At 66.0% G+C, this 26,025-nt stretch carries 27 protein-coding genes; 10 read left to right on the plus strand and 17 right to left on the minus strand.

Going from position 1 to position 26,025, the window contains the following annotated elements; translation table 11 throughout:
• Positions 1 to 28: 28 nt before the first annotated feature.
• Positions 29 to 958, minus strand: coding sequence for an anti-sigma factor (locus N2L00_RS11735; RefSeq protein ID WP_255764788.1), 930 nt, complete (start codon positions 956 to 958; stop codon positions 29 to 31).
• Between the two features lie 3 nt (positions 959 to 961).
• Complete coding sequence (sigE, locus tag N2L00_RS11740) at positions 962 to 1,570, minus strand: RNA polymerase sigma factor SigE (protein ID WP_227918437.1); 609 nt, start codon at positions 1,568 to 1,570, stop codon at positions 962 to 964.
• A gap of 288 nt (positions 1,571 to 1,858) precedes the next feature.
• On the opposite strand from sigE, the gene N2L00_RS11745 reads away from it, so the two are divergent.
• Both N2L00_RS11745 and map read left to right on the plus strand, forming a co-directional pair.
• A complete protein-coding gene (locus N2L00_RS11745; RefSeq protein WP_255862687.1) occupies positions 1,859 to 2,494 on the plus strand; it encodes an O-methyltransferase in 636 nt (211 codons plus the stop codon).
• A gap of 50 nt (positions 2,495 to 2,544) precedes the next feature.
• The gene (map, locus tag N2L00_RS11750; RefSeq protein ID WP_255862686.1) at positions 2,545 to 3,315 is read left to right on the plus strand and encodes a type I methionyl aminopeptidase; all 771 of its coding nucleotides are present in this window, start codon (positions 2,545 to 2,547) and stop codon (positions 3,313 to 3,315) included.
• A 33-nt stretch (positions 3,316 to 3,348) separates the two neighbouring features.
• On the opposite strand, the gene N2L00_RS11755 is transcribed toward map, so the two are convergent.
• The 6 genes from N2L00_RS11755 to N2L00_RS11780 all read right to left on the minus strand — a co-directional run bounded on the left by N2L00_RS11755 (position 3,349) and on the right by N2L00_RS11780 (position 8,264).
• Entirely contained in the window at positions 3,349 to 4,986 is a 1,638-nt protein-coding gene (locus N2L00_RS11755; protein ID WP_255862685.1) for a M17 family metallopeptidase, read from the minus strand.
• A 10-nt stretch (positions 4,987 to 4,996) separates the two neighbouring features.
• Positions 4,997 to 5,164, minus strand: a complete 168-nt coding sequence (locus N2L00_RS11760; RefSeq protein ID WP_146361313.1) for a DUF3117 domain-containing protein — start codon at positions 5,162 to 5,164, stop codon at positions 4,997 to 4,999.
• A 146-nt stretch (positions 5,165 to 5,310) separates the two neighbouring features.
• On the minus strand, positions 5,311 to 6,546 hold the full coding sequence (locus N2L00_RS11765; RefSeq protein ID WP_255862684.1) for a hypothetical protein: 1,236 nt from the start codon (positions 6,544 to 6,546) through the stop codon (positions 5,311 to 5,313).
• A complete protein-coding gene (locus tag N2L00_RS11770; RefSeq protein ID WP_257794792.1) occupies positions 6,536 to 7,114 on the minus strand; it encodes a DNA-3-methyladenine glycosylase I in 579 nt (192 codons plus the stop codon). Before N2L00_RS11770 ends, N2L00_RS11765 begins: the two co-directional genes overlap by 11 nt.
• Complete coding sequence (locus N2L00_RS11775; protein WP_255764792.1) at positions 7,111 to 7,449, minus strand: DivIVA domain-containing protein; 339 nt, start codon at positions 7,447 to 7,449, stop codon at positions 7,111 to 7,113. The genes N2L00_RS11770 and N2L00_RS11775 overlap by 4 nt, the downstream gene beginning before the upstream one ends.
• 47 nt (positions 7,450 to 7,496) lie before the next feature.
• Complete coding sequence (locus N2L00_RS11780) at positions 7,497 to 8,264, minus strand: TIGR00730 family Rossman fold protein (RefSeq protein WP_255764793.1); 768 nt, start codon at positions 8,262 to 8,264, stop codon at positions 7,497 to 7,499.
• A gap of 149 nt (positions 8,265 to 8,413) precedes the next feature.
• Here N2L00_RS11780 and N2L00_RS11785 point away from each other — a divergent pair, with 149 nt between their 5' ends.
• The 4 genes from N2L00_RS11785 to N2L00_RS11800 all read left to right on the plus strand — a co-directional run bounded on the left by N2L00_RS11785 (position 8,414) and on the right by N2L00_RS11800 (position 11,838).
• Positions 8,414 to 9,193, plus strand: a complete 780-nt coding sequence (locus tag N2L00_RS11785) for an amino acid ABC transporter ATP-binding protein (protein WP_255866792.1) — start codon at positions 8,414 to 8,416, stop codon at positions 9,191 to 9,193.
• Between the two features lie 119 nt (positions 9,194 to 9,312).
• Entirely contained in the window at positions 9,313 to 10,170 is an 858-nt protein-coding gene (locus N2L00_RS11790; protein WP_255764795.1) for a glutamate ABC transporter substrate-binding protein, read from the plus strand.
• An 88-nt stretch (positions 10,171 to 10,258) separates the two neighbouring features.
• Positions 10,259 to 10,936, plus strand: a complete 678-nt coding sequence (locus tag N2L00_RS11795; protein WP_227918455.1) for an amino acid ABC transporter permease — start codon at positions 10,259 to 10,261, stop codon at positions 10,934 to 10,936.
• Positions 10,933 to 11,838 (plus strand): amino acid ABC transporter permease, encoded by a 906-nt coding sequence (locus tag N2L00_RS11800; protein WP_255764796.1) that lies wholly within the window; start codon positions 10,933 to 10,935, stop codon positions 11,836 to 11,838. Before N2L00_RS11795 ends, N2L00_RS11800 begins: the two co-directional genes overlap by 4 nt.
• A 111-nt stretch (positions 11,839 to 11,949) precedes the next feature.
• On the opposite strand, the gene dapE is transcribed toward N2L00_RS11800, so the two are convergent.
• On the minus strand, positions 11,950 to 13,041 hold the full coding sequence (gene dapE, locus N2L00_RS11805; protein WP_255862682.1) for a succinyl-diaminopimelate desuccinylase: 1,092 nt from the start codon (positions 13,039 to 13,041) through the stop codon (positions 11,950 to 11,952).
• Positions 13,042 to 13,074: 33 nt separating this feature from the next.
• Here dapE and dapD point away from each other — a divergent pair, with 33 nt between their 5' ends.
• The 3 genes from dapD to galE all read left to right on the plus strand — a co-directional run bounded on the left by dapD (position 13,075) and on the right by galE (position 16,012).
• Positions 13,075 to 14,052, plus strand: coding sequence for a 2,3,4,5-tetrahydropyridine-2,6-dicarboxylate N-succinyltransferase (gene dapD, locus N2L00_RS11810; RefSeq protein ID WP_255862681.1), 978 nt, complete (start codon positions 13,075 to 13,077; stop codon positions 14,050 to 14,052).
• A 12-nt stretch (positions 14,053 to 14,064) separates the two neighbouring features.
• The gene (locus N2L00_RS11815) at positions 14,065 to 14,934 is read left to right on the plus strand and encodes a hypothetical protein (RefSeq protein WP_255764799.1); all 870 of its coding nucleotides are present in this window, start codon (positions 14,065 to 14,067) and stop codon (positions 14,932 to 14,934) included.
• A gap of 61 nt (positions 14,935 to 14,995) precedes the next feature.
• Positions 14,996 to 16,012, plus strand: coding sequence for a UDP-glucose 4-epimerase GalE (galE, locus tag N2L00_RS11820; protein ID WP_255862680.1), 1,017 nt, complete (start codon positions 14,996 to 14,998; stop codon positions 16,010 to 16,012).
• A 138-nt stretch (positions 16,013 to 16,150) separates the two neighbouring features.
• Here the strand turns inward: galE and N2L00_RS11825 are convergent, their stop codons facing one another.
• The 3 genes from N2L00_RS11825 to fdxA form a co-directional block, all read right to left on the minus strand.
• Positions 16,151 to 17,443: a citrate synthase gene (locus N2L00_RS11825; RefSeq protein ID WP_255862679.1), complete on the minus strand. Its 1,293-nt coding sequence runs from the start codon at positions 17,441 to 17,443 to the stop codon at positions 16,151 to 16,153.
• Between the two features lie 238 nt (positions 17,444 to 17,681).
• Positions 17,682 to 18,857, minus strand: a complete 1,176-nt coding sequence (gene dapC / locus N2L00_RS11830) for a succinyldiaminopimelate transaminase (protein WP_255862678.1) — start codon at positions 18,855 to 18,857, stop codon at positions 17,682 to 17,684.
• Positions 18,854 to 19,177, minus strand: a complete 324-nt coding sequence (fdxA, locus tag N2L00_RS11835; RefSeq protein ID WP_227918473.1) for a ferredoxin — start codon at positions 19,175 to 19,177, stop codon at positions 18,854 to 18,856. The genes dapC and fdxA overlap by 4 nt, the downstream gene beginning before the upstream one ends.
• Positions 19,178 to 19,317: 140 nt before the next feature.
• On the opposite strand from fdxA, the gene N2L00_RS11840 reads away from it, so the two are divergent.
• Positions 19,318 to 19,560, plus strand: coding sequence for a hypothetical protein (locus N2L00_RS11840; protein ID WP_255862677.1), 243 nt, complete (start codon positions 19,318 to 19,320; stop codon positions 19,558 to 19,560).
• An 85-nt stretch (positions 19,561 to 19,645) separates the two neighbouring features.
• On the opposite strand, the gene N2L00_RS11845 is transcribed toward N2L00_RS11840, so the two are convergent.
• The 5 genes from N2L00_RS11845 to N2L00_RS11865 form a co-directional block, all read right to left on the minus strand.
• The gene (locus tag N2L00_RS11845; protein ID WP_255764804.1) at positions 19,646 to 19,978 is read right to left on the minus strand and encodes a hypothetical protein; all 333 of its coding nucleotides are present in this window, start codon (positions 19,976 to 19,978) and stop codon (positions 19,646 to 19,648) included.
• A gap of 113 nt (positions 19,979 to 20,091) precedes the next feature.
• Complete coding sequence (gene typA, locus N2L00_RS11850) at positions 20,092 to 22,014, minus strand: translational GTPase TypA (protein ID WP_230020977.1); 1,923 nt, start codon at positions 22,012 to 22,014, stop codon at positions 20,092 to 20,094.
• Positions 22,015 to 22,351: 337 nt separating this feature from the next.
• Complete coding sequence (locus tag N2L00_RS11855; protein ID WP_255764806.1) at positions 22,352 to 24,046, minus strand: ABC transporter ATP-binding protein; 1,695 nt, start codon at positions 24,044 to 24,046, stop codon at positions 22,352 to 22,354.
• On the minus strand, positions 24,043 to 24,996 hold the full coding sequence (locus tag N2L00_RS11860; RefSeq protein WP_255764807.1) for an ABC transporter permease: 954 nt from the start codon (positions 24,994 to 24,996) through the stop codon (positions 24,043 to 24,045). Before N2L00_RS11860 ends, N2L00_RS11855 begins: the two co-directional genes overlap by 4 nt.
• Complete coding sequence (locus tag N2L00_RS11865; RefSeq protein WP_227918490.1) at positions 24,989 to 25,915, minus strand: ABC transporter permease; 927 nt, start codon at positions 25,913 to 25,915, stop codon at positions 24,989 to 24,991. The genes N2L00_RS11860 and N2L00_RS11865 overlap by 8 nt, the downstream gene beginning before the upstream one ends.
• Positions 25,916 to 26,025 lie beyond the last annotated feature (110 nt).

The following is a 26,025-nucleotide window of genomic DNA, read 5'->3' on the forward strand; positions in this document are numbered from 1 at the left end:
CGGGAGCGGGGAGCTACTCGCTGCTCCCCTAGAGGCTCCAGCCCGTACGCGTGAACATGGAAAGGCCCCGCACAATGCGCTCCATCGGCTCGGCATCGTCGCCGGTGCGGGCGAGGCGGGCGGATTCGAGCAGGGAAAGCTCCTCCACCGCCCGGGGCAGCGATTTCTCCGGCTGGCTGGACTCGAAGGTATAGGTGACGCTGCCGGCTGCCACGACCTTCTGTCCGGGATGCTCCGCCGATCCGAAGACCGCCGGGCCGGCCTGCGAACCCGCAACCGAGAACCCGTCTTCGGAGACAGGCCGGCCGGTCATGGCGTTGATTACGGGCTGGCGATCCTCTCCCGGCAGCGGGTGCTGTTCCACAAGCCGCAGTTGCTCTCCGTCTGCTGCGAAGGTCATTTCCACGGCGGGACGCCCCTGGACCCGGAGGGACCGGGCGGACTCCAGTTTCAATCCCAGATCCGCCAGTTCCGGGCAGGTCCAGCCATGTGCACGGAGCAGCTGCAGCTGCTCGGCTTCGAGGTTGCCGCTTTGGGCCACTTCCTCCCAGCCGGCGGCCATGGCGGCACGTGCACCGGCCTGGGCAGGAACCTCGAGGATGCTGCCCGCAAAATAGGCGCCGCCAAGCAGCACCGCCCCGGCAGCTGCTACCGCCCCGACTGCGGCCACCGCGTGGCTGCGCCGGTCAAGCGCCTTGGCCGGCGCCCCGGGCTGGCCCGCTTCGGATTCCGGACAGCCGGACTGCAATGCCGTCACGCGTCCTGCGATCCGGGCGGAAAGTTCCGGACCGGCATCGGGCACCCGGAAGGAACGCAGCCGGCTGCGCAGCCGGCGCTCCTCAGCGACGACGGCACGGCACGAGGCACAGCGGGAGAGGTGTGCGTCAATGGCCTGCTCGCGCTGCGGGGTTGTTTCGCCGTCGATGTAGTTCCGTAAATGCCGTTTGGGGTGTCGCACTATTCAGCTGGCTCCCGCGACTCGGGGCAGGTTGAGCAGCGGACGGGTAACCGGCGGCACCTGCGGGTTCCGGTGGGCAAGCTTTTCCTTCAGCATCGCCCGGCCGCGGTGGATCCGGGACCGGACAGTGCCCAGTTTGACGTCCAATACGCGGGCGACTTCGTCGTAGGAAAGCCCCTCCAGATCACACAGGACAACGGCGGCGCGGAAGTCGGGCGGCAGCTCCTCCAAGGCGCGGGCAATGTCCACGTCAAGGTTATTGAATTCGAAGCTTCGCTCCGGGCCCGGGCCGTTGCTGGGCAGCCTGCTGGAGGTTTCCTCGGTCATGCCGTCAAAACGGATCCGGCTGCGCCGCCGGGCCTGGTCAAGGAAGAGGTTGGTGGTGATGCGGTGCAGCCAGCCGTCGAGGGTGCCGGGCTGGAAGTTGGCCAGCGAGCGGAAAACCCGGACGAAGACTTCCTGGGTCAGGTCCTCGGCGTCGTGCTTGTTTCCGGTCAGCCGATAGGCCAGCCGGTATACCTTCGCCGAGTGCGCCTGGACCACTTCCTCCCAAGTGGGTCGTACCCACTCCGCAGCCATGTCCGCGGCTGCTGTGTCCGGCGTCGTTGCCATAGTCTTCCTCCTTCCTTCCAACCTGCGTGCCGCCAGTGCAGTCCCGGTGTGCCGTCACGGTGTGCCCGGGCAGTTCCCGTCGGGTCCAAGGAATCCGGGTGGGCCCAGGGTCGCTTGGAGGGCCGTTTATCACTGATTAACAATGTTTACGCATCAATCTGGGAGTTGGCTGTTAGCACGCCTTTAGTACCGGGACAAGGCAGGCGCGGCAGTGCGTACCCGGTTCTGCGCCCGTTGGCCTTAAGCTTGTCTGAGCAGGAATTCCTCCGGACCGAAAGTGAAAAACCCATGCGCGCCGACAAGCAGACCAGTTGGTCCTACACGGAGGCACTGCCTACCGAGGATGAGGTCCTGATCCGTGCGCGTGAACGGTCCTATGAGCTGGGCGTCAGCGCTGTTTCCAGTGGCGTAGGTGCGGCGTTAACCGTACTGTCCGCTGCGAGCAAGGCCACCACGGTTGTGGAAGTCGGCACCGGAGCCGGCGTTTCGGGCGTCTGCCTGCTGCGCGGCTTGGGCCGCAACGCGGTGCTGACCACCATAGATTCCGACGTCGACCACCTCCGGGCGGCGCGCGAGGCCTATGCGGAGGCCGGCATCCCGGGCAACCGGACCCGCACCATCTCCGGCCGCGCGGCCGAGGTGCTCCCCCGCCTCACGGACGCCGCCTACGACATGGTGTTCATCGACGCAGACAAGCCCTCTTTCCCGCTCTACGTGAACCAGGCGGTGCGGCTGCTCAAGCGCGGCGGCCTGCTGGTGGTCAATGACGCGCTGGACCACGGCAAGGTAGCGGATCCCGCTGTCCGCGAAGCCACCACCAACACCATGCGCAAGGTAGGCAAGGCCATCCGGGAGAACGAAGACCTCGCCTCCGCCCTGCTGCCCACCGGTGACGGCCTCCTGCTGGCCGTGAAAACCGCTTAGCCAGCCTCACCAAAGCGGCCCGCACGCAGGGCCCCCAGGAAAGGTGCCACATGATCGAGATCCTCAACCCCGACGAGTTGTCCCGGGCAAGGAAGACAGGCGCCCTGGTCGCCGACATCCTGCAGTCGATCAAGGCCCGCAGCACGGTGGGAACCAACCTGTTGGACATCGACCGGTGGGCCAGGACCATGATCCTCGAGGCCGGCGCCAAGTCCTGTTACGTCGACTACGCGCCGTCCTTCGGACGCGGGCCGTTTGGCCACTACATCTGCACGTCCGTCAACGATGCCGTGCTGCACGGACTTCCGCACGACTACGTCCTGGCCGACGGCGATCTGCTGACACTGGACCTTGCGGTATCACTCAAGGGAATCGTTGCCGACTCGGCCATCAGTTTCATCGTCGGCAAGGCCCCCTCCCCGGAGAGCGCCGCGATGATCGCCGTGACCGAACGGGCACTGGCCGCTGGAATAGCGGCGGCCCGTCCCGGCGCCCGCATCGGGGACATTTCCTTTGCCATTGGAACTGTCCTTACTGATGCGGGATATCCGGTGAATACCGAGTTCGGCGGGCACGGCGTCGGTTCCACGATGCACCAGGACCCGCACATCACGAACTCCGGGCGGCCGGGCCGCGGCTACAAGCTGCGCCCCGGACTGCTGCTGGCCCTGGAACCGTGGGTCATGGCGGACACCGCGGAATTGGTGACCGACGCCGACGGCTGGACCCTGCGCAGCGCAACAGGCTGCCGGACGGCGCACAGCGAGCACACGGTCGCCATCACCGACGACGGGGCCGAAATCCTCACGCTGCCGAAGTAGCGCACGGCCAAAGCAACGGCGAAACCGCTCCTGTCAGGCGGTCCGGCCCAAGCCGGCAAGATAGGACAGCAAAAGACGCACGCCGAAGCCTGTCGCGCCCTTGGTGAGTTCCCGGCTGTCCTTATTGGCACGTGCCGGTCCGGCGATATCGATATGTGCCCACGGAACGCCGCCGGTGAATTTCTCCAGGAACAGGGCGGCAACAATCGCCCCGGCACCGAATTTCGCCTGCACCGGCGCTATGTGGGAAACGTCGGCGATGTCGGAGTCCAGCACAAAGCCGTATTCCGCCACCAGCGGCAGCTGCCACACGGCGTCGCCGGAGGCCTTCCCCGCCGCCTCCAGCCGGGCGAGCAGCCCCGGTGCATTGCCGAACAGTGCTGCGTGGTGCACGCCAAGACCCAGGGCCGCCGCACCGGTGAGGGTGGCGACGTCCACCAGCACGTCCGGGGCCAGCTCGGCGGCGGCATAGGCCATCGCGTCCGCCAGGACCATCCGGCCCTCGGCGTCGGTGTTGCCCACTTCGACGGTGGTCCCGTTGTAGGTGGTCACGACGTCGGCGGGCCGGTAGGAAGCTGCGCCGATGGCGTTCTCGGCCAAAGCCAGCACCGCGGTGACCTTTACGGGAAGCTTCAACGCGGCTGCTGCCTCGGCCACGGCCAGGACTGCCGCCGCACCTGCCATGTCCGTCTTCATGGTCATCATGGCGTCCCGCGGCTTAAGCGAAATGCCGCCGGAATCGAAGGTAATGCCCTTGCCCACGAGGACAACGTGCGGCAGGTCCCCGCCCTCGGGCTGGTAAGTGGCCTCGACCAGACGCGGCGGATGCTCGGATCCGCCGCCCACGGCCAGCAGCCCGCCGAATCCTTCGGCGCGCAGCTCGTTCTCGTCGCGGACCCGTACCTGAAGCCCGCTGCGGCCGGCAATCATCCGTGCCTGTGCCGCCATCCAGTCCGGCGTGGCCGTCTCGGCAGGCGTGTTGGTCAGGTCGCGGGCCGTCCACACGGCCCGTGCGGTAACCGTGGCACGTTCGGCTGCCGCTGCGTCCAGCCCGGTCAGTTCCAGGTGTTCCGCAATCGGTGCCGGCGGTTCGGTGATACCCGCACGCGGCGGCCGGTAGCCTCCGAGCAGGAAGCCCTCAAGGAAAGCTTCCTGGGCGGACGGTTCCAGCCCGTCCACCACGCTTCCGCGTACCCGCTTGGCGCCCATGGTGGCACGGGCCAGCGAGGCACCGGCGCGCCGCAGCGCAGGCCCGGACTCGTCGCCGGCACCAACATAGATCAGTTTTCCGGGCAGGTCCGCAGCACCGCGGGGCGGCTCGATCACAAGGATCTCCCCCGCCCTGCCCGTGACTTTGGCGCGGCGGGCCCGGTCAGCGACGTCGGCGCCGTACCGCAGCGCCGCTTCGACGGCACCGCGCCGCGGCTGGGGAACCGGGTTTGCTGCCTCGTCGGCGTCTTCCCGCCCGGAGCCGTCCGGCGCCGGCGTCATGGCCACGGCCAGGACGTCCACGCCTTCATCCGGGACCGGATGCAGTCCGGTCCCGGACTCCGCCTCCCCGGTCCGTGCATTCAACGCAGCCAGGGCAGTGACTCCCGGCAGCGATGCGGTGACATAGGGCGACGCCGGAACGGATCCGGTCCGGTCTGTTGGCTTCGGAGGCAGCTGCATGAATTAAAGGCTAGCCCGTAACGCCCAGAAGGCAGTCTTTCAACTTCCCTGCTTCTTCTACATTCAGCTCAACCACCAGGCGCCCGCCGCCGTCTATCGGCACCCGCAAAATGAGGCTGCGCCCCTCCTTTGTAACCTCCATGGGCCCGTCGCCCGTCCTTGGTTTCATCGCAGCCATTTCGAGATTCCCCTTTCACAGCGCCCGGTTTACCCGGACCACCTGTAATCCGCTGCCGATGGAAGTAAAATATTCGCCCGGCAATTGCTGTCATTATTCCGCACAAGTACCGGGCAAACGAAATTTCGTGTGTTGCGTGCCACAAATCAGGGTGGATAGTCCCCGCCGCCGGGTAATTGCGTCCACCGCCACAGCCATACCACCCAGACAATCTGCAGGACCGCGAAGGCGACCGCGACGGTCCCCCGGTAGGCCCTGGACCGGCTAAGCCAGGCTGTCGCGAGCGCCAGCGGAAAGAGCGGCAGCAGAAGGCGGAACGTGCTGGTCTGCGGGTTCAGGAATACCAGCAGGTAAAGCAGATAGCTTGCACACCACAGCTGCAGCTCCAGGCCGAGCCGCCGGACGGGCGGGGACATCAGGTAGAGCGCGGCGCCTGCGACCAGTACCACCAGCGCCACAGGGCCGAACAGCGGCCCCAAAAGGTGCTGGGACATGGTGAGCCAGGGTTTGAAGGGAACGAGGTCCCCGAAGCGCCAGGCACTTTCCGTATCCGTGTAGGCGCGGATGTCCCCGGTGGACACCCAGGCGATGACCGGCCAGGCCAGCGCGGAGAAGCCTGCTGCCGCAGCCAGGGCGGTGAGCCGCCACGCCTCACCGGCAGGGAACGGCACCCGCCCGCGTCGCAGGAACCGCACCACCAGCACCAACCCGACCGCGAGCGCGAAGGGAACGCCCACCGGCCGGGAGAGGCACATCAGGGCCACCACCGGGATGGCGGTGAGGTAGCGCCCGGCCAGGAAGAGGTACAGGGCGCCGGAAAGAAGCAGCAGGTTCAGCGACTCGGCGTAGGGAATCTGCAGGATCGGGGACACCGGGAAGACCGCCACGAAGAGCACTCCCCACATGGCGGTGCCTTTCCCGGCCCGCAGCCGGAAGAGCCGGTAAATGACGAGTGCTGCGGCAAAGCCCGCCACCGTGGCGGCTACGGGAGCCAGGACGTTCCAGCCCAGGCCGGTTACGGCGTCCAGCCCCCGCACCAGCAGCGGGAAAAGTGCGTAGAAGGCCCACTCGTTTTCCACGGCATTGCCCGCCGCATCCCGCGGCACGCTGTCGGGATAGCCATCGGAGAAGATCCGGAAATACCACTCGGCGTCCCAGATGTTGATGAAGTCCCAGTACGACGGCGATGCGTCCCACCACGGGCCTGCCGGCTGGAACCGGGCGGTGGCGGCGAGCACGGCATAGGAAAACAGGCGGGCTCCCAGCCACAAGGCAAGGACCTGGAGGTACCACGGCCACCGCTGGACGGCGGCAGCGGCACGGCTCGGCACCGTCTTTGCCCGGAGGTTCACGGAGGACCTTTCAGCTGATTCAGTTTCCATGACGCACCCAGCAGGTCCCGAGGTGGTCATTGACGTAACCGGTGGCCTGCATCATCGCGTAGGCGGTGATCGGCCCGACGAACCGGAAACCCCGTTTTTTCAGGTCCTTGGCCAGCGCCGCGGATTCCGCCGTGGCGGACGGGACGTCGGCCAGTGCCTGCGGCGCGGGCCGGTCTGCCGGAGCACGGTACCGTTCCAGCAGGCTGCCGAGGCTTTCATGCTCCGGCAGCTCCATCAGTGCACGGGCGTTGTTGATCACGGCATCGATTTTGGCGGCGTTGCGCACAATGCCCGCATCGGACAGCAGCCGCGCCCGGTCGGCGTCGTCAAAGGCCGCCACGGCCTGCGGGTCGAAACCGGCGAACGCGGCGCGGAAGGCCTCGCGCTTGCGCAGGATGGTGATCCAGCTGAGGCCGGATTGGAAGGCTTCCAGGCTCAGGCGCTCGAAGAGGGCAGCTTCGCCCTCCACGGCACGCCCCCATTCCGTGTCGTGATAATGCTGGTAGTCCTCGCTGGCCAGCGCCCAGCCGCAGCGCAGCCGCCCGTCCGCACCCGGCACGGCAGTCAATTCGCTTCTCCGTCGGGAAGGTTGCTCCGGCCCGCTGCTTCGAGCGCGCGGATCCGGGCGTCGCGTTCTTCGAGTGCTGCGGCGAACCGGTCCAGAACCGTGTCCACCTGGTCCATGCGGTAGCCGCGCAGGGCCACGGAGAACCGCAGCCGGGAAACGTCGCCGGCAACAGGGTGCTCAGGCAGCAATACGGGCGGGAGCCGGGGATCCGGCTCCGGCAGGCCCTGTACCGTGGCCGGCACGGTGCCGGCGGAGCCCGGGCGCAGCCGGCCGATCCCGAATACGGTGGCCAGGCCCAGCACGGCGATGGCAAGGAAGACCAGGAGGAGTGTCACAGGACCATGGTGCCAGACGGGGCCGGTCCCGGGCGGCGGCCGTCCGGCTAGGGCGAAACGTGTCCTGCGCTGTCCGCGATCATCAGCCGCACCGCGTCCGCCGGGTCATCCACTACGTGCAGCAGCTCGAGGTCCGCTTCTCCGACCATGCCCTCCGCCAGCAGCGTTTCGCGGATCCAGCCCAGCAGCGGATTCCAGAACTCGGTGCCGATCAGCACGATCGGGAAGGAAGTCACCTTCTGCGTCTGCACCAGGGTCATGGCCTCGAAAAGCTCATCCAGGGTGCCGAACCCGCCCGGCAGGACAATGAACCCCTGCGCGTACTTGACGAACATCGTCTTGCGCACGAAGAAGTACCGGAAATTGACCCCCAGATCCACCCACTCGTTCAGGCCGGTCTCGAAGGGAAGTTCTATCCCGAGGCCCACGGACAGGCCGTCCGCCCCCACGGCCCCCTTGTTGGCGGCTTCCATGGAGCCGGGCCCTCCCCCGGTGATCACCGCGAGGCCCGCTTCAGCCAGCAGCCTGCCAACCTCTTCCCCGAGCTTGTAATAGCGCGATCCCGGAACGCTGCGGGCAGAACCGAACACGCTTACGGCAGGACCCAGCTCGGACAGCGTACCGAAGCCTTCCACGAACTCACTCTGGATCCGCAGCACCCGCCACGGGTCGGTATGCGTGAAATGGGTGGTGCCCGCCGAGTCCAGCAGGAAACGGTCCGACTGAGGGGTCAGGGCTGCGCCCCGGCGCAGCTCCACCGGCCCCCGCTTGCGCGGACGCTCGGACATGGGACTAGAGGCATCGCTGATAGGCATGCCTCTAGGCTAGCGGTGATGGCGCCGCTGGCAACGCGGCCGGGCCCATCGCCGACGGTTAGCTCCGGGCAGGTTGCGCTTACGTCACAATTACGCGCCCGGGTGGCCCGTGACACACGCCGGCAATAATCAATGGTTAGATTTTCCTTATGACCAGTGACACATCCCCAGGTAGATCCGTGCCTGAATCCGCTGCACCGCTCGTTTCGCTGAAGAACGTGAACAAGCATTTCGGGGACCTCCATGTCCTGCAGAACATCAATCTCGACATCGCCCGCGGCGAGGTAGTGGTGGTGATCGGGCCTTCCGGGTCCGGCAAGTCAACGCTGTGCCGTGCCATCAACCGCCTCGAAACCATCGACGACGGCGAAATCACCGTTGACGGCGCCGTCCTGCCGTCCGAGGGCAGGGCGCTTGCCAAGCTGCGCGCCGACGTCGGCATGGTCTTCCAGTCGTTCAACCTTTTCGCGCATAAGTCCATCGTGGACAACGTCTCCCTCGGACCGGTCAAGGTCCGCAAGTCCAAGCCCGCCGAGGCCAAGAAACTGGCCATGGAACTGCTTGAGCGTGTGGGCGTTGCGAACCAGGCCAACAAGCTTCCGGCGCAGCTCTCCGGCGGCCAGCAGCAGCGCGTAGCCATTGCCCGCGCGCTGGCCATGAAGCCGAAGGTCATGCTCTTCGACGAGCCCACCTCCGCCCTCGATCCGGAAATGATCAACGAGGTGCTGGACACCATGGTGGGCCTGGCGAAGGACGGCATGACCATGGTGGTCGTCACCCACGAGATGGGCTTCGCCCGCAAGGCCGCGGACCGGGTGATCTTCATGGCCGACGGACAGATTGTCGAAGAAGCCACTCCCCAGGAGTTCTTCACGAACCCCAAGAGCGACCGCGCCAAGGACTTCCTGGGCAAGATCCTCTCCCACTAGAACCGTTCCAAGCACTACACGCTCCACCAGCAGTACCGGGGTTTCACCAGCAGGCAGCAACCCCTTATGAGGCTAGGTCCTCCGCTTTTGCGCGGAGGACCGCAATGCAAGGAGAAAACATGCGCAAGACCCGTTACGCCGCTGCGGCCATCGCCGCAGTTGCAGCCCTGACCCTGTCCGCCTGCGGCGGCGATTCCGGTTCGGAATCCGGCAGCAGCGAAGGCGCCACCGAAGGCTCCGGCGAGCAGATCCGTATCGGCATCAAGTTCGACCAGCCGGGCCTGGGCTTCGACGAGGGCGGCAACTACGCCGGCTTCGACGTCGACGTCGCCAAATACGTCGCCAACGAGCTGGGCTACCCCGAGGACCAGATCGAGTTCATTTCCAGCCCCTCCGCCCAGCGCGAGAACATGCTGGAAAATGACCAGCTGGACATGATCTTCGCAACCTACTCCATCACCGATGCCCGTAAGGAAAAGGTTGCTTTCGCAGGACCGTACTTCGTGGCCGGCCAGGACCTCCTGGTTCCCGTCGACAGCGACATCAGCGGTCCCGAGGACCTGGACGGCAAGAACCTCTGCTCCGTCACCGGCTCCACCTCCGCACAGAAGATCAAGGACAACTACGCCGCCGGCGTGAACCTGCTGGAGCAGCCCAGCTACGCCGAGTGCGTAACCGCCATGCAGGGCGGCTCCATTGACGCCGTCACCACTGACGACATCATCCTTGCCGGCCTGGCCTCCACTGACGCCAACAAGGGCCAGTTCAAGGTTGTCGGCAACACCTTCTCCGAGGAGAAGTACGGTGTCGGCCTGCCGAAGGAAGGCGGCATCGTCAAGTGCGAGGACATCAACGCCGCCATCACCAAGATGGTCCAGGACGGTGCGTGGGAGGAAGCCATCAAGAAGAACACCGAAGGCGCCGACTACACCTTCAACGAAGACCTGAACCCGCCGACGCCTGACGCCTGCGCCTAGTTCCTGCACGTTCCACCCCAGCGGGGAAGCCGGCGATAATCTCCGGCTTCCCCGCTGCGGGTTTTCTTCCACCGTAAAGAGGTGAAACATGGAGGGTTTTACTGCCCTCTTCGAGCAGTACGACGTCCTCGGCGCTTTCTGGGTTAATATCCAGCTTGCCTTCTGGGCGGCGCTCTGGTCGCTGATACTCGGTACCGTCCTGGCACTGATGCGGATCTCGCCGATCCCCAGCCTGCAGTGGTTCGGTGCCGCCTACGTCAACATTTTCCGCAACACCCCGCTGACCATCATCATGGTGTTCGGCTCTCTGGCGCTGTGGTCGCAGCTGAATGTCAGCCTGTCCAGCGACTTCACCACCAACTTCTTCCGCCTTGCCGTGCTGTCGCTGACTGTCTACCACGCAGCGTTCTTCTGCGAAGCCATCCGCAGCGGCGTCAACACGGTTCCGCTGGGACAGGCTGAGGCCGCCCGGGCCATCGGCCTGGGCTTCCTGGAAGCAGCCCGGCTGGTCATCATGCCGCAGGCCTTCCGCGGCGCCATCGCCCCGATGGGCAACGTGCTGATCGCCCTGGTGAAGAACACCACCGTGGCCGCCACGGCCGGCGTCGCCCTGGAGACCTCCAGCATGATGAAGACCATGATCGAGTTCAATCCGAACCTGATGACGCAGATCTTCCTGACCTTTGCCATCGGCTACGTCATCATCGTTATTCCCATCGGCCTGCTCACCACCTGGGCCTCGAAGAAACTGGCGGTCGCACGATGAGCGCACAGAATGTCCTGTTTGATGCCCCCGGGCCCAAGGCCCGCCGGAACATCATGGTCGGCAACATCCTGGGCGTGCTGCTGATCGCAGCGCTGCTCTGGGTGGCGATCTCCGGGCTGGCGGACAAGGGCCAGTTCGACGCCGCCAAATGGACGCCCTTCCTGGAATGGCGGACCTGGGAGTACTTCATGCTCCCGGGACTGCTCTCCACGCTGAAGGCTGCCGCCGTGGCCGTGGTGACGTCGATTGTCTTCGGCCTGCTCTTCGGCATCGGGCGCCTTTCGCCTTTCAAGCCGATCAGCTGGGCCTGCGGGCTCGTGGTGGAGTTCTTCCGCGCGGTTCCCGTGCTGCTGATGATGGTGTTCTTCTACCAGTTCCTCTCCAAGTCCACTTCAGTGGAGCCCGCGCAGGTCCCCTTCTTCGCGGTTGTCATAGCCCTCACCCTGTACAACGGCTCGGTGATCGCGGAACTGGTCCGCTCCGGCGTCTTCGGTCTCCCGAAGGGCCAGCGCGAGGCCGGACTGGCCATCGGCCTGACGCCGGGCCAGTCGCTGCGCAGCATCGAGATGCCGCAGGCGCTGGTGGCCATGCTGCCGGCGCTGCTGAGCCAGTTCGTGGTCATCCTGAAGGACTCCGCGCTGGGTACCTTCATCGGCTACACGGAGCTGCTGGACTACGCACGCCGCCTGGCTGCGGGCGAAGGCAACATCCTGCCCGCGCTGCTGGTCACCGCCGCGATCTTCATTGCCCTCAACTGGCTGCTCACGTTTGCCGCCCAGCGCCTCTCCCGGCGCCTGGGTGCACGGGCCGGCAAGGTGCTGAAGATCGAAGACACGATCGAGCCCGAGGGCATCGAAGCCCCGGTTCCGGCTGCCGCACCGGCGAAGGGTGCCGGAAAGTAACCGCACCCGGAACCACACAGCCAACGAAAAGAGGAGAGGACCGGCACCTGCCGGTCCTCTCCTCTTTTGCTGCCTAAGCCCCCAATCGACGGGGCGGAACCCGCGGCCGGCCTAGCTCAGCCAGGACCGAAGTGCCGCCAGGCACTCCCTCACGGCGGCGGCGTGCACGTGTTCGTTATCGGTGTGCGCCAGCAGCGCGTCCCCGGGGCCGAAGTTCACGGCGGGAATCCCCAGCGCACTGAAGCGGGCGACGTCGGTCCAGCCGTATTTCGGTTTCGGCTCGGCGCCCACCGCGGCCACGAAGGACGCAGCGGCCGGCAGGGTCAGCCCCGGCCGGGCGCCGGCCGCCGCGTCGGTGCGCACGACGTCGAACCCCGAAAGCAGCTCCCGGACGTAGGCTTCGGCTTCCTCGATGCCCTTGTCCGGGGCAAAGCGGTAGTTGATTTCGACGGTGGCCGCATCCGGAATCACGTTGCCCGCCGTCCCGCCCCAGATCCGGACGGCGTTCAGGGACTCACGGAAATCCAGGCCCTCGACGTTCACCGTGGCCGGTTTGTGGTCGCGCAGCCGCACCAGGATGTCCGCCGCGGCGTGGATGGCGTTCTCCCCCATCCAGGCCCGTGCGGAATGCGCGGCACGGCCCGCAGTGGTGGCATGGAAGCGCATGGTGCCGTTGCAGCCGCCCTCCACGGTCCCGTTGGTCGGCTCCAGGAGGACGGCGAAGTCCGCCTTCAGCCAGTCCGGATGGCTGCGCTCCAACCGGCCGAGTCCGCTGAGGGAAGCCTCGACTTCTTCGTGGTCGTAAAACACGTAGGTGATATCCCTGGCGGGCTCGGTGAGGGCGGCAGCCAGGGCCAGCTGGACCGCCACCCCGCCCTTCATGTCGGTGGCACCGCGGCCGTAGAGGACGTCCCCGTCCCACGTCGACGGTACGGTTCCGCGCGAGCCCGGCACCGTCGGCAGCGGCACGGTGTCCAGGTGGCCGGCAAGGATGATCCGCTCCGCCCGGCCGAGCCGGGTCCGGGCCACCACGGAGTCCCCGTCGCGGGACACTTCGAGGTGGGGGCAGGTACGGAGAGCGGTCTCGACGGCATCCGCCAGGGCGGTTTCGTTTCCGGAAACGCTCTCGAAGTCCATCAGGTCCGCGGTCAGGTCCGCGACGTCGCCGAAAAGATCCAAGGAGGGCACAGATGCATCAGTCACCCTCCCACAGTACCGCTCGGTAGACTGGGAACCATGACTGTAAGCGCTGCCCCCACACCCGCTGAAACGCCCGACACCCGTACCGCCTCAGGCCTCGGCCTGGCCACCGTAACCTCCGACGGCGTCGTGCTCGATGTCTGGTTCCCCCAGCCCCTGCTGGGTGATGCCGCTTTCGACGAGGCCCTGAAAGAGGATCTCGATGCCGCCGCCGTTGCCATGGCCGACGGTATCCGCGGCACCCACGGCGAAGTGCTGGAAACCCGGATCGACCTCGACGCCGCCCCCGCCGACACCGCCGATGCCTACCTCCGCCTGCACCTGCTCTCGGCCCGCCTGGTCCAGCCGAACACCATCAACCTTGACGGCATCTTCGCCGCCCTGCCCAACGTGGTCTGGACCAACCACGGACCGTGCGCGGTGGCCGACTTCGAGGCGGTCCGCCTGCGGCTGCGCAGCCGCGGCACCGTGACGGTCTACGGGGTGGACAAGTTCCCCCGCATGGCCGACTACGTGCTGCCCTCCGGCGTCCGCATTGCCGACGCCGGCCGGGTCCGCCTCGGCGCCCACCTCGCCGAAGGCACCACCGTGATGCACGAAGGCTTCGTCAACTTCAACGCCGGCACCCTCGGCACCTCCATGGTCGAAGGCCGCATCTCCGCCGGAGTAGTGGTGGGCGACGGGACCGACGTCGGCGGCGGCGCCTCCATCATGGGCACCCTCTCCGGCGGCGGCAAGGAAAAGATCACCCTGGGCGAACGTGTCCTCCTGGGCGCGAACTCCGGCGTCGGCATCAGCATCGGTGACGACAGCGTGGTGGAGGCCGGGCTGTACGTGACGGCCGGCACCCGGGTCAGCGTCCTCGACGGCGGCGAGCCCCGCCTGGTGAAGGCCGCTGAACTCTCGGGCGTGCCGAACCTGCTGTTCCGCCGCAATTCCGCCACCGGTGCGGTGGAGGCACTGCCCCGCAACGGACGCACCGTGGAACTGAACTCCGCGCTGCACGCGAACTAGCGGCCGGACGCCATGCAACTGCTCCAGCAGCATGAAACCCGTTCCTTCCGGGTGCTGGTCCTACTGCTGGTGCTTTGCGTGGCGGCGTTCGCCGCCTTGTTCGCTGTCTCCGCGCTCTCGGGAAAGAAGCAGGCACCGGTGATCACTGAACGCTGCGTGGCCGTCGTGGGCGGCGCGGAATACTGGCTGACGCTGGAACAGGCGGCGAACGCCTCGATCATCTCCGGGGTGGCGGTGGCCCGCGGGCTGCCGCCGCGCGCCGTCTCCATTGCCCTGGCCACTGCCCTGCAGGAATCGGGGCTGCGCAACGTGGATTACGGCGACGACGCCGGCCCGGACTCCCGGGGGCTCTTCCAGCAGCGCCCGTCGCAGGGTTGGGGCAGCGAGGCGCAGGTCATGGACCCCGCCTACGCCGCCACCGCCTTCTACAACGGCCTGGAGCAGGTCCCGGGGTACTTGGAGCTCCCGATCACGGAAGCGGCCCAGGCGGTCCAGCGCAGCGCCTTCCCGGACGCGTACGCCAAGCATGAGGGCCCTGCCCGTGCCTTCGCTTCGGCGCTGACCGGGCAGACCCCCACCGCCCTCTCCTGCACCCTGCGGGCGCCGGCCGAATCCGCCGATCCCGCGGTGAGCGCTGCCGCCGTCGAGGAAATCTACGGACCGCTGAACGGGTCCGTGCTGGGCCCGCTCTATCTGGCCGACGTCGAGGGTGCCTACGGCTGGTCCGTGGCCCAGTGGTTCGTCGCCAATGCCAAGACGCTGGGGATCGAGTCCGTGGCCTACGACGGCCGGACCTGGCACCGGGGTACCGCCGTCTGGGCGGAATCGGACGCCGTACCCGGCCAGGTGGCCGTCACCGCGTTCAGTCTCCCCGCCGAATAAACGGTCCCGCCGGGGCACCACCGCCGCGGATACGGACGAGGAAGCGTTTAGGCTTAGAACCATGCGCATTCTAGTCACCGGTGGCACCGGCTATATCGGATCCCACACCACTCTCGCCCTCCTCGAAGCGGGCCACGATGTGGTGGTCCTGGACAACCTCCAGAATTCAAACGAGGAATCGCTGCGGCGGGTCCAGGAATTGTCCGGCCGCAAGGCGGAATTCATCAAGGCCGACCTGCTGGATGAAGCGGCGCTCGAAGCGGCCTTCAACGGCCGCTCCATCGATGCGGTCATCCACTTCGCCGGGTTGAAGGCAGTGGGAGAATCGGTGGCTAAGCCGCTGTACTACTACACCAACAACGTGGTCGGCACCATCAACCTCCTCCATGCCATGGACCGGCATAATGTCCGGACCATCGTCTTCAGCTCGTCCGCCACCGTCTACGGCGCATCCGAAGAGGTTCCCCTCACCGAGGACTCTCCCATGGATGCCGTGAACCCTTACGGGCGCACCAAGGAACAGATCGAGGACATCCTCAGCGACCTCGGTGCCGCCGATGAACGCTGGAGCGTCGCCCTGCTGAGGTACTTCAACCCTGCCGGGGCCCACGAGTCCGGCCGGATCGGCGAGGATCCCACCGGCGTCCCGAACAACCTGCTGCCGTTCGTGGCGCAGGTTGCCGTCGGCCGCCGCGAAAAGGTGATGGTTTTCGGCAATGACTACCCCACGCCGGACGGCACCGGCGTCCGCGACTACATCCATGTAGTGGACCTCGCCGCAGGCCACCTCGCCGCGCTCAACTACCTCGGTGAGGCCCCCGGCGTGCACCGCTGGAACCTGGGCACGGGCAACGGCTCTTCCGTCCTGGAAGTCCTCTCCGCCTTCTCCGCCGCCGCAGGCAAGGAAATCCCGTACGAGTTCGCCGAGCGCCGCCCGGGAGATGCCGCCGTAAGCTACGCCGACCCTGCCGCAGCGCACGCCGACCTCGGCTGGCGGGCCGAACGCACGCTGGAAAGCATGTGCGAGGACCACTGGCGCTGGCAGAAGAACAACCCCGAGGGCTACACCGCCCCGTAGTGCCTCCACCCCCGTGAGCGCGGCTGCCCGGCCTGACCGCCGGAGACCGTGCTGCGGATATAAGCGTTCAACACGAAAAAGGGAAGGTCCCCGGAATTCTCCGGGGACCTTCCCTTTTTCGTGTGTCTTACAAACCGATCAGCGCTGCGGGTAGTTGCGCTCCGGGGCGCCCGTGTAGAGCTGGCGCGGGCGGCCGATCTTCGTCTGCGGGTCCTGCATCATTTCACGCCACTGGGCAATCCAGCCCGGCAGGCGGCCAATGGCGAACAGGACCGTGAACATCTTCTCCGGGAAGCCCATGGCCTTGTAGATCAGGCCGGTGTAGAAGTCCACGTTCGGGTAGAGCTTGCGCTCGATGAAGTAGTCATCCGCCAGTGCCTTCTCTTCCAGGCGCATGGCGATGTCCAGCAGCTCGTCGTTGCCGCCGAGCTTCGCGAGGATGTCGTGGGCGGTGGCCTTGACGATCTTGGCACGCGGGTCGTAGTTCTTGTAGACGCGGTGCCCGAAGCCCATGAGCTTCACGCCGTCTTCCTTGTTCTTGACCTTTTCCATGAAGGTCTCCGGCTGCATGCCGGTGGCCTGGATGTCGCGCAGCATGTTCAGCACTGCCTCGTTGGCCCCGCCGTGCAGCGGCCCGAAGAGGGCGCTGATGCCGGCCGAAACCGAAGCGAACATGTTGGCGTTGGAGCTGCCCACCAGACGGACCGTGGAGGTGGAGCAGTTCTGCTCGTGGTCCGCGTGCAGGATCAGCAGCAGGTCCAGGGCCTTGACCAGGTCCGGATCGATTTCGTACGGCTCTGCCGGCAGGCCGAAGGACAGCCGCATGAAGTTCTCCACGAGGTTCATGGAGTTGTCCGGGTAGAGCATCGGCTGGCCGATGGACTTCTTGTGCGCGTAGGCCGCGATCACGGGCAGCTTTGCCATCAGGCGGACCGTGGAGAGCTCCACCTGTTCTTCGTCGAACGGGTCCAGGGAGTCCTGGTAGAAGGTGGACAACGCACTGACCGCCGAGGACAGGACCGGCATCGGGTGCGCGTCGCGCGGGAATCCGCCGAAGAAGCCCTTGAGGTCCTCATGGAGCATGGTGTGGCGACGGATCCGCTGGTCGAAGTTCTCCAGCTCGGTGGGCGTCGGCAGTTCCCCGTAAATCAGCAGGTACGAGGTCTCGAGGAAGCTCGAGTGCTTTGCCAGCTGCTCAATGGGGTACCCGCGGTAGCGCAGGATGCCCTGGTCGCCGTCGATGTAGGTGATCGCGGAGGTGGTGGCCGCCGTGTTCATGAAGCCGGGGTCAAAAGTGACGGTGCCGGTCTGCTTCAGCAGCTTGGAAACGTCGTAACCGTTGTTTCCTTCAGCTGCGGCAACGCGGGGCAGTACAAGCTCGTCTTCCGGGTTTGGCCCGTACTGGAGCTTGGCACTTGGTTGCTCAGTCATTAATTCTCCTTTAGGAGTTTTCGAAACCGCCGCTATGTACATCCGCTTCCGGCGGACATAGTGCATTCCACTAAACTATTTCGCTAAAACGCTACCGGTTTCAGTGCCCTTACCACTAATCGAGGCGGGCACTGTTGTACAAGCGCAACATCGCTGGGCGCAGTATTTACGGTGCAGTGCCCAATACTATTCCTCCGCGGCACCTCCGCCGTCCGGGGGGGGTGTCCGGGCGCCGGGCCTATCCGCGCTGCAGGCCGCCCGGCGCGGACCCCGCGTGCAGGCGCTGGGCGGCTGCCCGGATGCCCTCGTCCGTGCCGGTGAGGGCAATCCTGACGAAGCCGGCACCGGCGTCGCCGTAGAAAACGCCGGGGCCCACCACTATTCCCAGTTCCGCGAAACGGGCCACGGTGGTCCAGGTGTCCTCGCCGGCACTCGCCCAGAGGTACAACCCGGCTTCCGAGTGCTCGATTTTCAGGCCGAACGCCTCCAGCGCCGGGACGAGCAGGTTGCGGCGGGCGCGGTAGCGGTCCTTCTGCGCCGCCACATGCGCGTCGTCGCGCAGCGCTGCGGCCATGGCGGCCTGCACCGGCGCGGGGACGATCATTCCGGCGTGCTTCCGGCTGTTGACCAGGTTGGCGATCAGCGCCGGATCTCCGGCTGTGAACGCGGCGCGGTAACCGGCCATGTTGGACTGCTTGCTCAGGGAGTACACCGCGAGCAGGTTCTCGGTGCTTCCGCCGCTGATCCGCGGATCCAGGATGCTGGGGACGGGTTCGCCGCCTTCAGCCGGATCCCACTGGCCCCAGCCCAGTTCGGCATAGCATTCGTCCGAGGCAACCACTGCGCCCAGGGCGCGGGCCTCTTCGACGAGGGTGCGCAGCGACTGGGCGGAACGCACAATGCCGGTGGGATTGCCCGGAGAGTTCACCCAGACCAGCCGTACGCGGGAACGCGTCTGCTCGTCCAGGTCGGAGAGGTGGTCCGCCGCTACCGCCGTCGCGCCGGCGAAGACCGCCCCCATATCGTAGGTGGGGTAAGCGACCACGGGGCGGACAACGACGTCGCCCTCCCCCAGCCCGAGCAGCAGCGGGAGCCAGGCCACGAGTTCCTTCGAACCCACGGTGGGCAGCACGGCGGCCGGATCCAGCCCGGACACGTTCCGGCGGCGGGCAAACCAGTCAACGACGGCGGCGCGCAGGTCAGCGGTGCCGTGCGTAGTGGGATAGCCCGGGGCATCCGAAGCCGCTGCCAGCGCGTCACGGACGACGGCGGGCGTCGGGTCCACGGGGGTGCCGATGGACAGGTTCACCGCTCCGTCAGGGTGCTCTGCTGCCCGGCGCTGGTAGGGCGCCATGGCGTCCCAGGGGTATTCCGGCAGGTCCAGCCCGAAGGTCCGGGACGCCGCGGCGCTCATGCCTGGTTCTGCGGCGGCAGGGCCGCGATGATCGGGTGGTCCGTGTGCGTGTTGCCTACCTTGGCGGCGCCGCCGGGCGAGCCCAGGACGTCGAAGAACTCGACATTGGCCTTGTAGTACTCGGCCCATTCCTCGGGAGTGTCATCTTCGTAGTAGATGGCCTCCACCGGGCAGACAGGTTCGCAGGCCCCGCAGTCAACACATTCGTCCGGGTGGATGTAGAGGGAGCGTTCGCCTTCATAGATGCAGTCCACGGGGCATTCTTCGATACATGCCTTGTCTTTTACATCCACGCACGGCTGCGCAATTACGTACGTCACGTCCCTTGCCTTCCTGATCTGCGGACCGTCGGCCTCAAGGGACGGCGGATCGCTGGGTGTTGGTTCCACGTTAGTAGCCTTGTCCATTATCTCCCAGCCGGAGCGTCCCGGTGACGCCGGTGCCGCCGTAGGATGGAGGGATGACGCCCGAAGACCCTGCCGCGCTGCTGCGCGGCCTGCAGCCCGGCGTCCGTGTGGTGGTCCGCTACCGGATCGACGGCGGCTTCACGGACGCGCTGGGCACCCTCAGCGACGTCGGAGCAGACGGCTGTACGGTCTCCACCCGGCGCGGCGAGGTCCCCATCGCGTATCCGCTGGTTACGGCGGCCAAAACCGTCCCGCCCGCTCCCCCGCGCCGAGCTGCGCGTACACGTCCGCTGTAACCCCATGAAAATCCCATGCAAAAAGGCCGCCGGAACACAATGTTCCAGCGGCCTTTTTACACACTCTTGAAGTTCTGCGGATGCCTTAGGCGGCGGTCCCGGCTGCCCGGTCCCGGCCGAGCACGCGTGCGCAGACCAGCACAGCTGCGACGGTGGCCAAAGCCTGCCCGAAGAGCCACACCAGTCCGGCGGTCACTACCGGCGGCTGCTCCGGAGCGGAGGAACCGGTCACGATCAGCGGTACCTCACTGACGAGGTCCAGGGAAAAGAGCCCCAGCACCAGGTAGGTGATCACGCCGGTGACGGCACTCAGCAGTGCACTGCGCTGCCAGAGGCCGACCAGCAAGGCGACGGCACCGCTGAACACTACGGCCAGCAACGCACCGACGGGCAGTCCGTCGTCGCCCGCATACACCACGTGGCCGTGCAGGGACGTGCCCAGCAGGGCGGCCAGGATCCCGCCGGCAACGGCCGCAAGAGGCCCCCGCCAGCGCGGGGACCTCTTGCCGGTTTCAGCCGTGGTGGAAATGACTAGGCCTTGGCGCGGGCGCGGTTGGCCTTGGCACGGTCGTTCGCGTTCAGGACCAGCTTGCGGATGCGGATGGACTCCGGAGTGACCTCTACGCATTCGTCCTCACGGGCGAATTCGAGCGACTCTTCCAGGGTGAGCTTCCGCGGCGGGGTCAGGTTCTCGAAGGTATCCGAGGAAGCGGCACGCATGTTGGTGAGCTGCTTTTCCTTGGTGATGTTCACATCCATGTCATCGGCGCGGGAGTTCTCGCCGACGATCATGCCCTCGTAAACCTCGGAGGTGGGCTCCACGAAGAAGGAGCCGCGTTCCTGCAGCTTGATCATTGCGAACGGGGTAACGACGCCGGAGCGGTCGGAGATCAGCGAACCGTTGGTACGGTACTCGATCGGACCGGCCCAGGGCTCGTAGCCCTCGGCGATGGACGAGGAGATGCCTGCACCGTGGGTTTCCGTGAGGAACTTGGTGCGGAAGCCGATCAGGCCACGGGCGGGAACGATGAATTCCATGCGGACCCAGCCGGTGCCGTGGTTGGCCATGTTGACCATCCGGCCCTTGCGGACGGCCATCAGCTGCGTGACGGCGCCCAGGTATTCCTCGGGTACGTCGATGGTCATGTGCTCCATCGGCTCGTTGACCTTGCCGTCAACGATCTTGGTGACAACCTGCGGCTTGCCGACGGTCAGCTCGAAGCCTTCGCGGCGCATCTGCTCCACCAGGATGGCCAGCGCGAGCTCGCCGCGGCCCTGGACTTCCCAGGCGTCCGGACGCTCGGTCGGAAGGACCTTCAGCGACACGTTGCCGATCAGTTCCTTGTCGAGGCGGTCCTTGACCTGGCGGGCCGTAACCTTGGCGCCCTTGACCCGGCCGGCCAGCGGCGAGGTGTTGATACCGATGGTCATGGAGATCGCGGGATCATCCACGGTGATCAGCGGCAGCGGCTTGGGGTTGTCGACGTCGGTCAGGGTCTCACCAATGGTGATGTCCTCGATACCGGCGACAGCAACGATCTCGCCCGGTCCGGCGGATTCGGTCGGAACCCGGTCCAGTGCCTTGGTCGCCAGCAGTTCGGTGATCTTGACGGTCTTCATGGTGCCGTCGTGGCGGGCCCAGGCAACGGTCTGGCCCTTGCGCAGGGTGCCGTTGAAGATACGCAGCAGGGCCAGGCGGCCCAGGAACGGGGAGGCATCCAGGTTGGTGACGTGCGCCTGGAGGACACCCTCGGGGTCGTACGTGGGAGCCGGGATGTGGTCGATGATCGTCTGGAACAGCGGTTCCAGGTTGTCATTCGCGGGGGCTGAGCCGTCGGCCGGCTGCTCCAGGGAGGCTGCACCGACGCGGGCGGCGGCGTAGACAACGGGGACGTTCAGGACCAGGTCAAGGTCAAGGTCCGGGACTTCGTCCGCAAGGTCGGAGGCCAGGCCGAGCAGCAGGTCCATGGACTCGCTGACAACCTCGTCGATCCGGGCATCGGGACGGTCGGTCTTGTTGACCAGGAGGACTACCGGCAGCTTCGCGGCCAGCGCCTTGCGCAGCACGAAGCGGGTCTGGGGCAGCGGGCCTTCAGAAGCGTCAACAAGCAGCACAACGCCGTCGACCATGGACAGGCCGCGCTCGACCTCGCCGCCGAAGTCGGCGTGGCCGGGGGTGTCGATGACGTTGATGGTGATGGTTTCGCCCTTGGCGGCCGGACCGTTGTAGAACACGGTGGTGTTCTTGGCCAGGATGGTGATGCCCTTTTCGCGCTCCAGGTCACCGGAGTCCATCACGCGGTCTTCCACGTCTCCGTGGGCGGCAAACGAGTTCGTCTGCTTCAGCATGGCGTCGACGAGAGTCGTCTTACCGTGGTCAACGTGGGCCACAATCGCAACGTTGCGGAGATCGCTTCGTACTGCGGTATTTACAGCCGTGTTGGTTTCTGACATGCGTGAGGACTCAATTCATAGGAGATCAGTTCGGGGTGTATCTTTTTCGGCCGGATTGGTACCGGCGTTTCCGGCTGTTCTGTACGAATGCTGATTCAATCGCTTGCTCAATCACCAGTCAGAATCCACCGAAGGCCCCGCCGTCAGCGGGCACGCTAACATTCTAGTCGCAATACCATACGATCCCTAATGCGTGCCTTTGAGGGGCGGACCGGACTGCGTGGCTTCGGGGCGCGGACAGGGCCCGGGACAGGCGCAAACCCGGGGCCGTGCCGGACACACTGAAGGCGGGGAACCTGTCCGGTTCCCCGCCTTCAGCGCAGGCGCTGCGAGGCCGCTAGGCGACTTCGGGCGGCAATTCCAGGCGTGAGCCCGGGATGGCCGCCAGCAGTGCCTGCGTGTAGGCCTGCTGAGGGGCGTCGAACACCTCGTCCGTGGTGCCGGTCTCCACGAGCTTGCCCTTTTCCATCACGCAGACGAAGTCCGCGATCTGCCGGACCACCGCCAGGTCATGGGTAATGAACAGGTAGCTCAGTCCCAGCTCCGACTGCAGGTCCGCCAGCAGGTTCAGGATCTGGGCCTGCACCAGGACGTCCAGCGCCGAAACCGCTTCGTCGCAGATGACCACCTCGGGATCCAGCGCCAGGGCCCGCGCAATGGCCACGCGCTGGCGCTGGCCGCCGGAGAGCTCGTTCGGGAAGCGGCGCATCACCGACGACGGCAGGGCCACCTGGTCAAGGAGCTCGCGCACCTTGGCCTCGCGGCTCTTGGACGTGCCGATCTTGTGCACCCGAAGCGGCTCTTCGATGGTGCGGAAGATGTTGTACATCGGGTCCAGGGAACCGTACGGATCCTGGAAGATCGGCTGTACCCGGCGGCGGAACTCGAACATCCGCTTGCTGTTCAGCGTGGTCATATCCACCCCGTTGAACAGGATGGAGCCGCTGGTGGGCGTCTCCAGGTTCAGCACCATGCGGGCGACTGTGGATTTGCCCGAGCCGGACTCCCCCACGACGGCGGTGGTGGTGCCGCGCTTGATGTCGAAGGAGACGTTGTCCACGGCGGTGAAATCCGTCGACTTGCCGAGCCCGCTGCGGAGCTTGAAGACCTTCGTCAGGTCCTTCACCTCAATGACGTTATCCGCAGCCTTCAGCTTGGCATCGTCTTCGGAGGTGAGCAGGTCTGCGCTCTCCAGGCCGCGGCTCTTCGCAGAGTCGATGCGCTTGGAGGCCAGCGAGGGCGCAGATTCGACGAGCTTGCGCGTGTAGGGGTGGCGGGGGTTGGTAAGGATTTCCAGGGCCGGCCCGGATTCCACCACGCGTCCCTTGTACATCACAACGACCTTCTGGGCACGTTCCGCGGCCAGGCCGAGGTCGTGCGTGATCAGCAGTACCGCGGTGCCCAGTTCCTCCGTGAGGGTGCCCAGGTGGTCCAGGATCTGACGCTGGACGGTGACGTCCAGCGCCGACGTCGGCTCATCGGCGATGAGCAGTCGGGGCCGGCAGGACAGGCCAATGGCAATCAGTGCACGCTGGCGCATGCCGCCGGAGAACTCGTGCGGGTACTGCTTGGCGCGGCTTGCCGCATCCGGCAGGCCGGCCTGCTCCAGGACCTTGGCGATGTCCGCCGAGGAGTGGGGCAGCCCGTTGGCGCGCAGGGTTTCCTTGACCTGGAAACCGATCTTCCACACCGGGTTCAGGTTGGACATCGGATCCTGCGGAACCATGCCGATCGAGTTGCCGCGCAGCTCCTGGATCCGCTTGGCGCTGGCATTGGAAATGTCCTCGCCGTCAAAGAGGATCTGGCCTGCGCTGACCCTGCCGTTGCCGGGCAGCAGGCCGATGGCCGCCAGCGCCGTCGTCGACTTGCCCGAGCCGGACTCGCCCACGATGGCCACGGTTTCGCCGGGCATGATCGTCAGGTGTGCGTCACGGACTGCTTCCACGTCGCCGTTTGCGGTGGCAAAGGTGATTGCCAGGTCGCGGACTTCCAGCAGGGGCTTCACAGCCGCATTTTGTGTATTGATGGTCATCGTTTGCGCGCCTTCGGATCAAGAGCATCACGGACCGCGTCGCCGAGCATGATGAAGCTCAGCACGGTGATGGAGAGGGCGGCCGCAGGCCAGAGCAGCGTTGAGGGATTGGACCGCAACGAAGACTGGGCGGCCGAGATGTCATTGCCCCAGGACATGATGCCCGGCGGGAGCCCGATGCCCAGGAAGGACAGCGTGGCTTCCGCAACGATGAACGTGCCCAGCGAGATGGTGGCGATCACGATCACGGGGGCGGTGGAGTTGGGAATAACGTGCTTCACCAGTGCCGAGAACCGCGAAACGCCGAGGGAGCGGGATGCCACCACGAAGTCCGCGTTGCGGACCGAGATGACGGCACTGCGGGTGATGCGGGCCACCTGGGGCCACCCGAAGATCAGCAGCGTGAAGACCACCGTCATGACGGTGCGGTTCTCGCGGAAGGTCGGCAGCTGCATGATGATGATGGCGCCGAGGATCAGCGGCAGGGCGAAGAAGATATCGCCGACCCGGGCGAGGATGGCGTCGAGCCATCCGCCGTAGTAGCCGGCCAGTGCTCCCGCGATGCCGCCGATGATCACGACTGCCAGTGTGGTCAGCACTCCCACCATCAGGGATGCGCGCGTGCCGTAGATGACGCGGGCGTAAACGTCGCAGCCCTGGAAGGTGAATCCCAGCGGGTGCCCCGCCGAGGGTGCGCCGTTGGAGTTGGCCAGCAGGCAGTTTTCATCCGGTGAAGCATTCGTGAACAGGCCCGGGAAAGCCGCGACCGTGAGGATCAGCAGGATAAGCAGTGCGGAAATGACGAACAGCGGCTGGGTGCGCAGGTTGCGCCAGGCCTCCCCCCAGAGGCTCAGCGGCTGGACGTCGTCCTTGACGCTGTCGGTCGCCGCCAGAGGGGTTTCCTCCAGCGGAGCGACGTAGTGCTCGATGTTTGTGGTGTCTTTATGCATAACGGATCCTCGGATCAAGCCAGGCGTACAGGAGGTCTACCAGGAGGTTGGCGATGACGTAGACGAAGACGAGGACACTCACGATCGACACGATCGTCGGCCCCTCTCCCCTGATGACTGACTGGTAAAGTCGCTGTCCCACTCCGGGGACGTTAAAGATGCCTTCGGTGACGATGGCGCCGCCCATCAGCGCCCCCAGGTCCGCCCCGAGGAAGGTCACCACGGGGATCAGGGAGTTGCGCAGGATGTGCACGGTGACCACGCGCGGCCGGGAAAGCCCCTTCGCGGTGGCGGTGCGGACGTAGTCGGCGTTCATGTTCTCGATGACCGAGGTGCGCGTCAGGCGCAGGACGTAGGCGAAGGACGCCAGGCCCAGGACCACTGCCGGCAGTATCAGGTCCGCCCAGCTGGCGTCGCCGCCGACTGTTGGGCTGGTCCATTGGAGCTTGACGCCCACCAGGAACTGCAGCAGGAAGCCGAGTACGAACACCGGAATCGCGATCACGATCAGGGAGACAACCAGGACGGTGCTGTCGAAGATCTTGCCCTTCTTCAGGCCGGCCATGAGGCCGAACGCAATACCGAAGACCGCTTCGAAAAGCAGGGCCAGCACGGCAAGGCGCATGGTCACCGGGAAGGCCTGGGCCAGGACGGCCGAAACCTCGCGGCCGGAGAAGTCGACCCCCAGGTTAAAGGTGACCAGGTTCTTCAGGTACAGCAGGTACTGGACGATGAAGGGCTGGTCCAGGTTGTACTGGCTGCGCAGCTGCGCGGCGACGGCCTCGTTAACCGGCTTATCGCCGAAGAGTGCGGCAATGGGGTCTCCCGGGAGGGAGAACACGAGGAAATAAACGAGGAATGTTGCCCCGAAGAAAACGGGGATCATTTGGAGGAAGCGTCGAATGACGTAGCCGGCCATTAGGGGTGGCCTCCTGCCAGCTGTGGGGGATTGGAGTCTCGCATCTTTTTTCTATGCCTGTTCTTGATAGAACCCGAAATACAAGCCGGGGCCCGGCCTTCTGGCCGGGC

Origin of the sequence: Arthrobacter sp. zg-Y1171, from assembly GCF_025244845.1 — a bacterium.
Taxonomy (GTDB): Bacteria; Actinomycetota; Actinomycetes; order Actinomycetales; family Micrococcaceae; genus Arthrobacter_B.

What these genes read in the sequence shown, in the direction of transcription:
- sigE (WP_227918437.1), bottom strand. Translation starts at nt 1,570, where the DNA reads ATGGCAACGACGCCGGACACAGCAGCCGCGGACATGGCTGCGGAGTGG.
- N2L00_RS11745 (WP_255862687.1), top strand. Translation starts at nt 1,859, where the DNA reads ATGCGCGCCGACAAGCAGACCAGTTGGTCCTACACGGAGGCACTGCCT.
- map (WP_255862686.1), top strand. Translation starts at nt 2,545, where the DNA reads ATGATCGAGATCCTCAACCCCGACGAGTTGTCCCGGGCAAGGAAGACA.
- N2L00_RS11755 (WP_255862685.1), bottom strand. Translation starts at nt 4,986, where the DNA reads ATGCAGCTGCCTCCGAAGCCAACAGACCGGACCGGATCCGTTCCGGCG.
- N2L00_RS11760 (WP_146361313.1), bottom strand. Translation starts at nt 5,164, where the DNA reads ATGGCTGCGATGAAACCAAGGACGGGCGACGGGCCCATGGAGGTTACA.
- N2L00_RS11765 (WP_255862684.1), bottom strand. Translation starts at nt 6,546, where the DNA reads ATGGAAACTGAATCAGCTGAAAGGTCCTCCGTGAACCTCCGGGCAAAG.
- N2L00_RS11780 (WP_255764793.1), bottom strand. Translation starts at nt 8,264, where the DNA reads ATGCCTATCAGCGATGCCTCTAGTCCCATGTCCGAGCGTCCGCGCAAG.
- N2L00_RS11785 (WP_255866792.1), top strand. Translation starts at nt 8,414, where the DNA reads ATGACCAGTGACACATCCCCAGGTAGATCCGTGCCTGAATCCGCTGCA.
- N2L00_RS11790 (WP_255764795.1), top strand. Translation starts at nt 9,313, where the DNA reads ATGCGCAAGACCCGTTACGCCGCTGCGGCCATCGCCGCAGTTGCAGCC.
- N2L00_RS11795 (WP_227918455.1), top strand. Translation starts at nt 10,259, where the DNA reads ATGGAGGGTTTTACTGCCCTCTTCGAGCAGTACGACGTCCTCGGCGCT.
- N2L00_RS11800 (WP_255764796.1), top strand. Translation starts at nt 10,933, where the DNA reads ATGAGCGCACAGAATGTCCTGTTTGATGCCCCCGGGCCCAAGGCCCGC.
- dapD (WP_255862681.1), top strand. Translation starts at nt 13,075, where the DNA reads ATGACTGTAAGCGCTGCCCCCACACCCGCTGAAACGCCCGACACCCGT.
- N2L00_RS11815 (WP_255764799.1), top strand. Translation starts at nt 14,065, where the DNA reads ATGCAACTGCTCCAGCAGCATGAAACCCGTTCCTTCCGGGTGCTGGTC.
- galE (WP_255862680.1), top strand. Translation starts at nt 14,996, where the DNA reads ATGCGCATTCTAGTCACCGGTGGCACCGGCTATATCGGATCCCACACC.
- N2L00_RS11825 (WP_255862679.1), bottom strand. Translation starts at nt 17,443, where the DNA reads ATGACTGAGCAACCAAGTGCCAAGCTCCAGTACGGGCCAAACCCGGAA.
- dapC (WP_255862678.1), bottom strand. Translation starts at nt 18,857, where the DNA reads ATGAGCGCCGCGGCGTCCCGGACCTTCGGGCTGGACCTGCCGGAATAC.
- N2L00_RS11840 (WP_255862677.1), top strand. Translation starts at nt 19,318, where the DNA reads ATGACGCCCGAAGACCCTGCCGCGCTGCTGCGCGGCCTGCAGCCCGGC.
- typA (WP_230020977.1), bottom strand. Translation starts at nt 22,014, where the DNA reads ATGTCAGAAACCAACACGGCTGTAAATACCGCAGTACGAAGCGATCTC.
- N2L00_RS11855 (WP_255764806.1), bottom strand. Translation starts at nt 24,046, where the DNA reads ATGACCATCAATACACAAAATGCGGCTGTGAAGCCCCTGCTGGAAGTC.
- N2L00_RS11860 (WP_255764807.1), bottom strand. Translation starts at nt 24,996, where the DNA reads ATGCATAAAGACACCACAAACATCGAGCACTACGTCGCTCCGCTGGAG.
- N2L00_RS11865 (WP_227918490.1), bottom strand. Translation starts at nt 25,915, where the DNA reads ATGGCCGGCTACGTCATTCGACGCTTCCTCCAAATGATCCCCGTTTTC.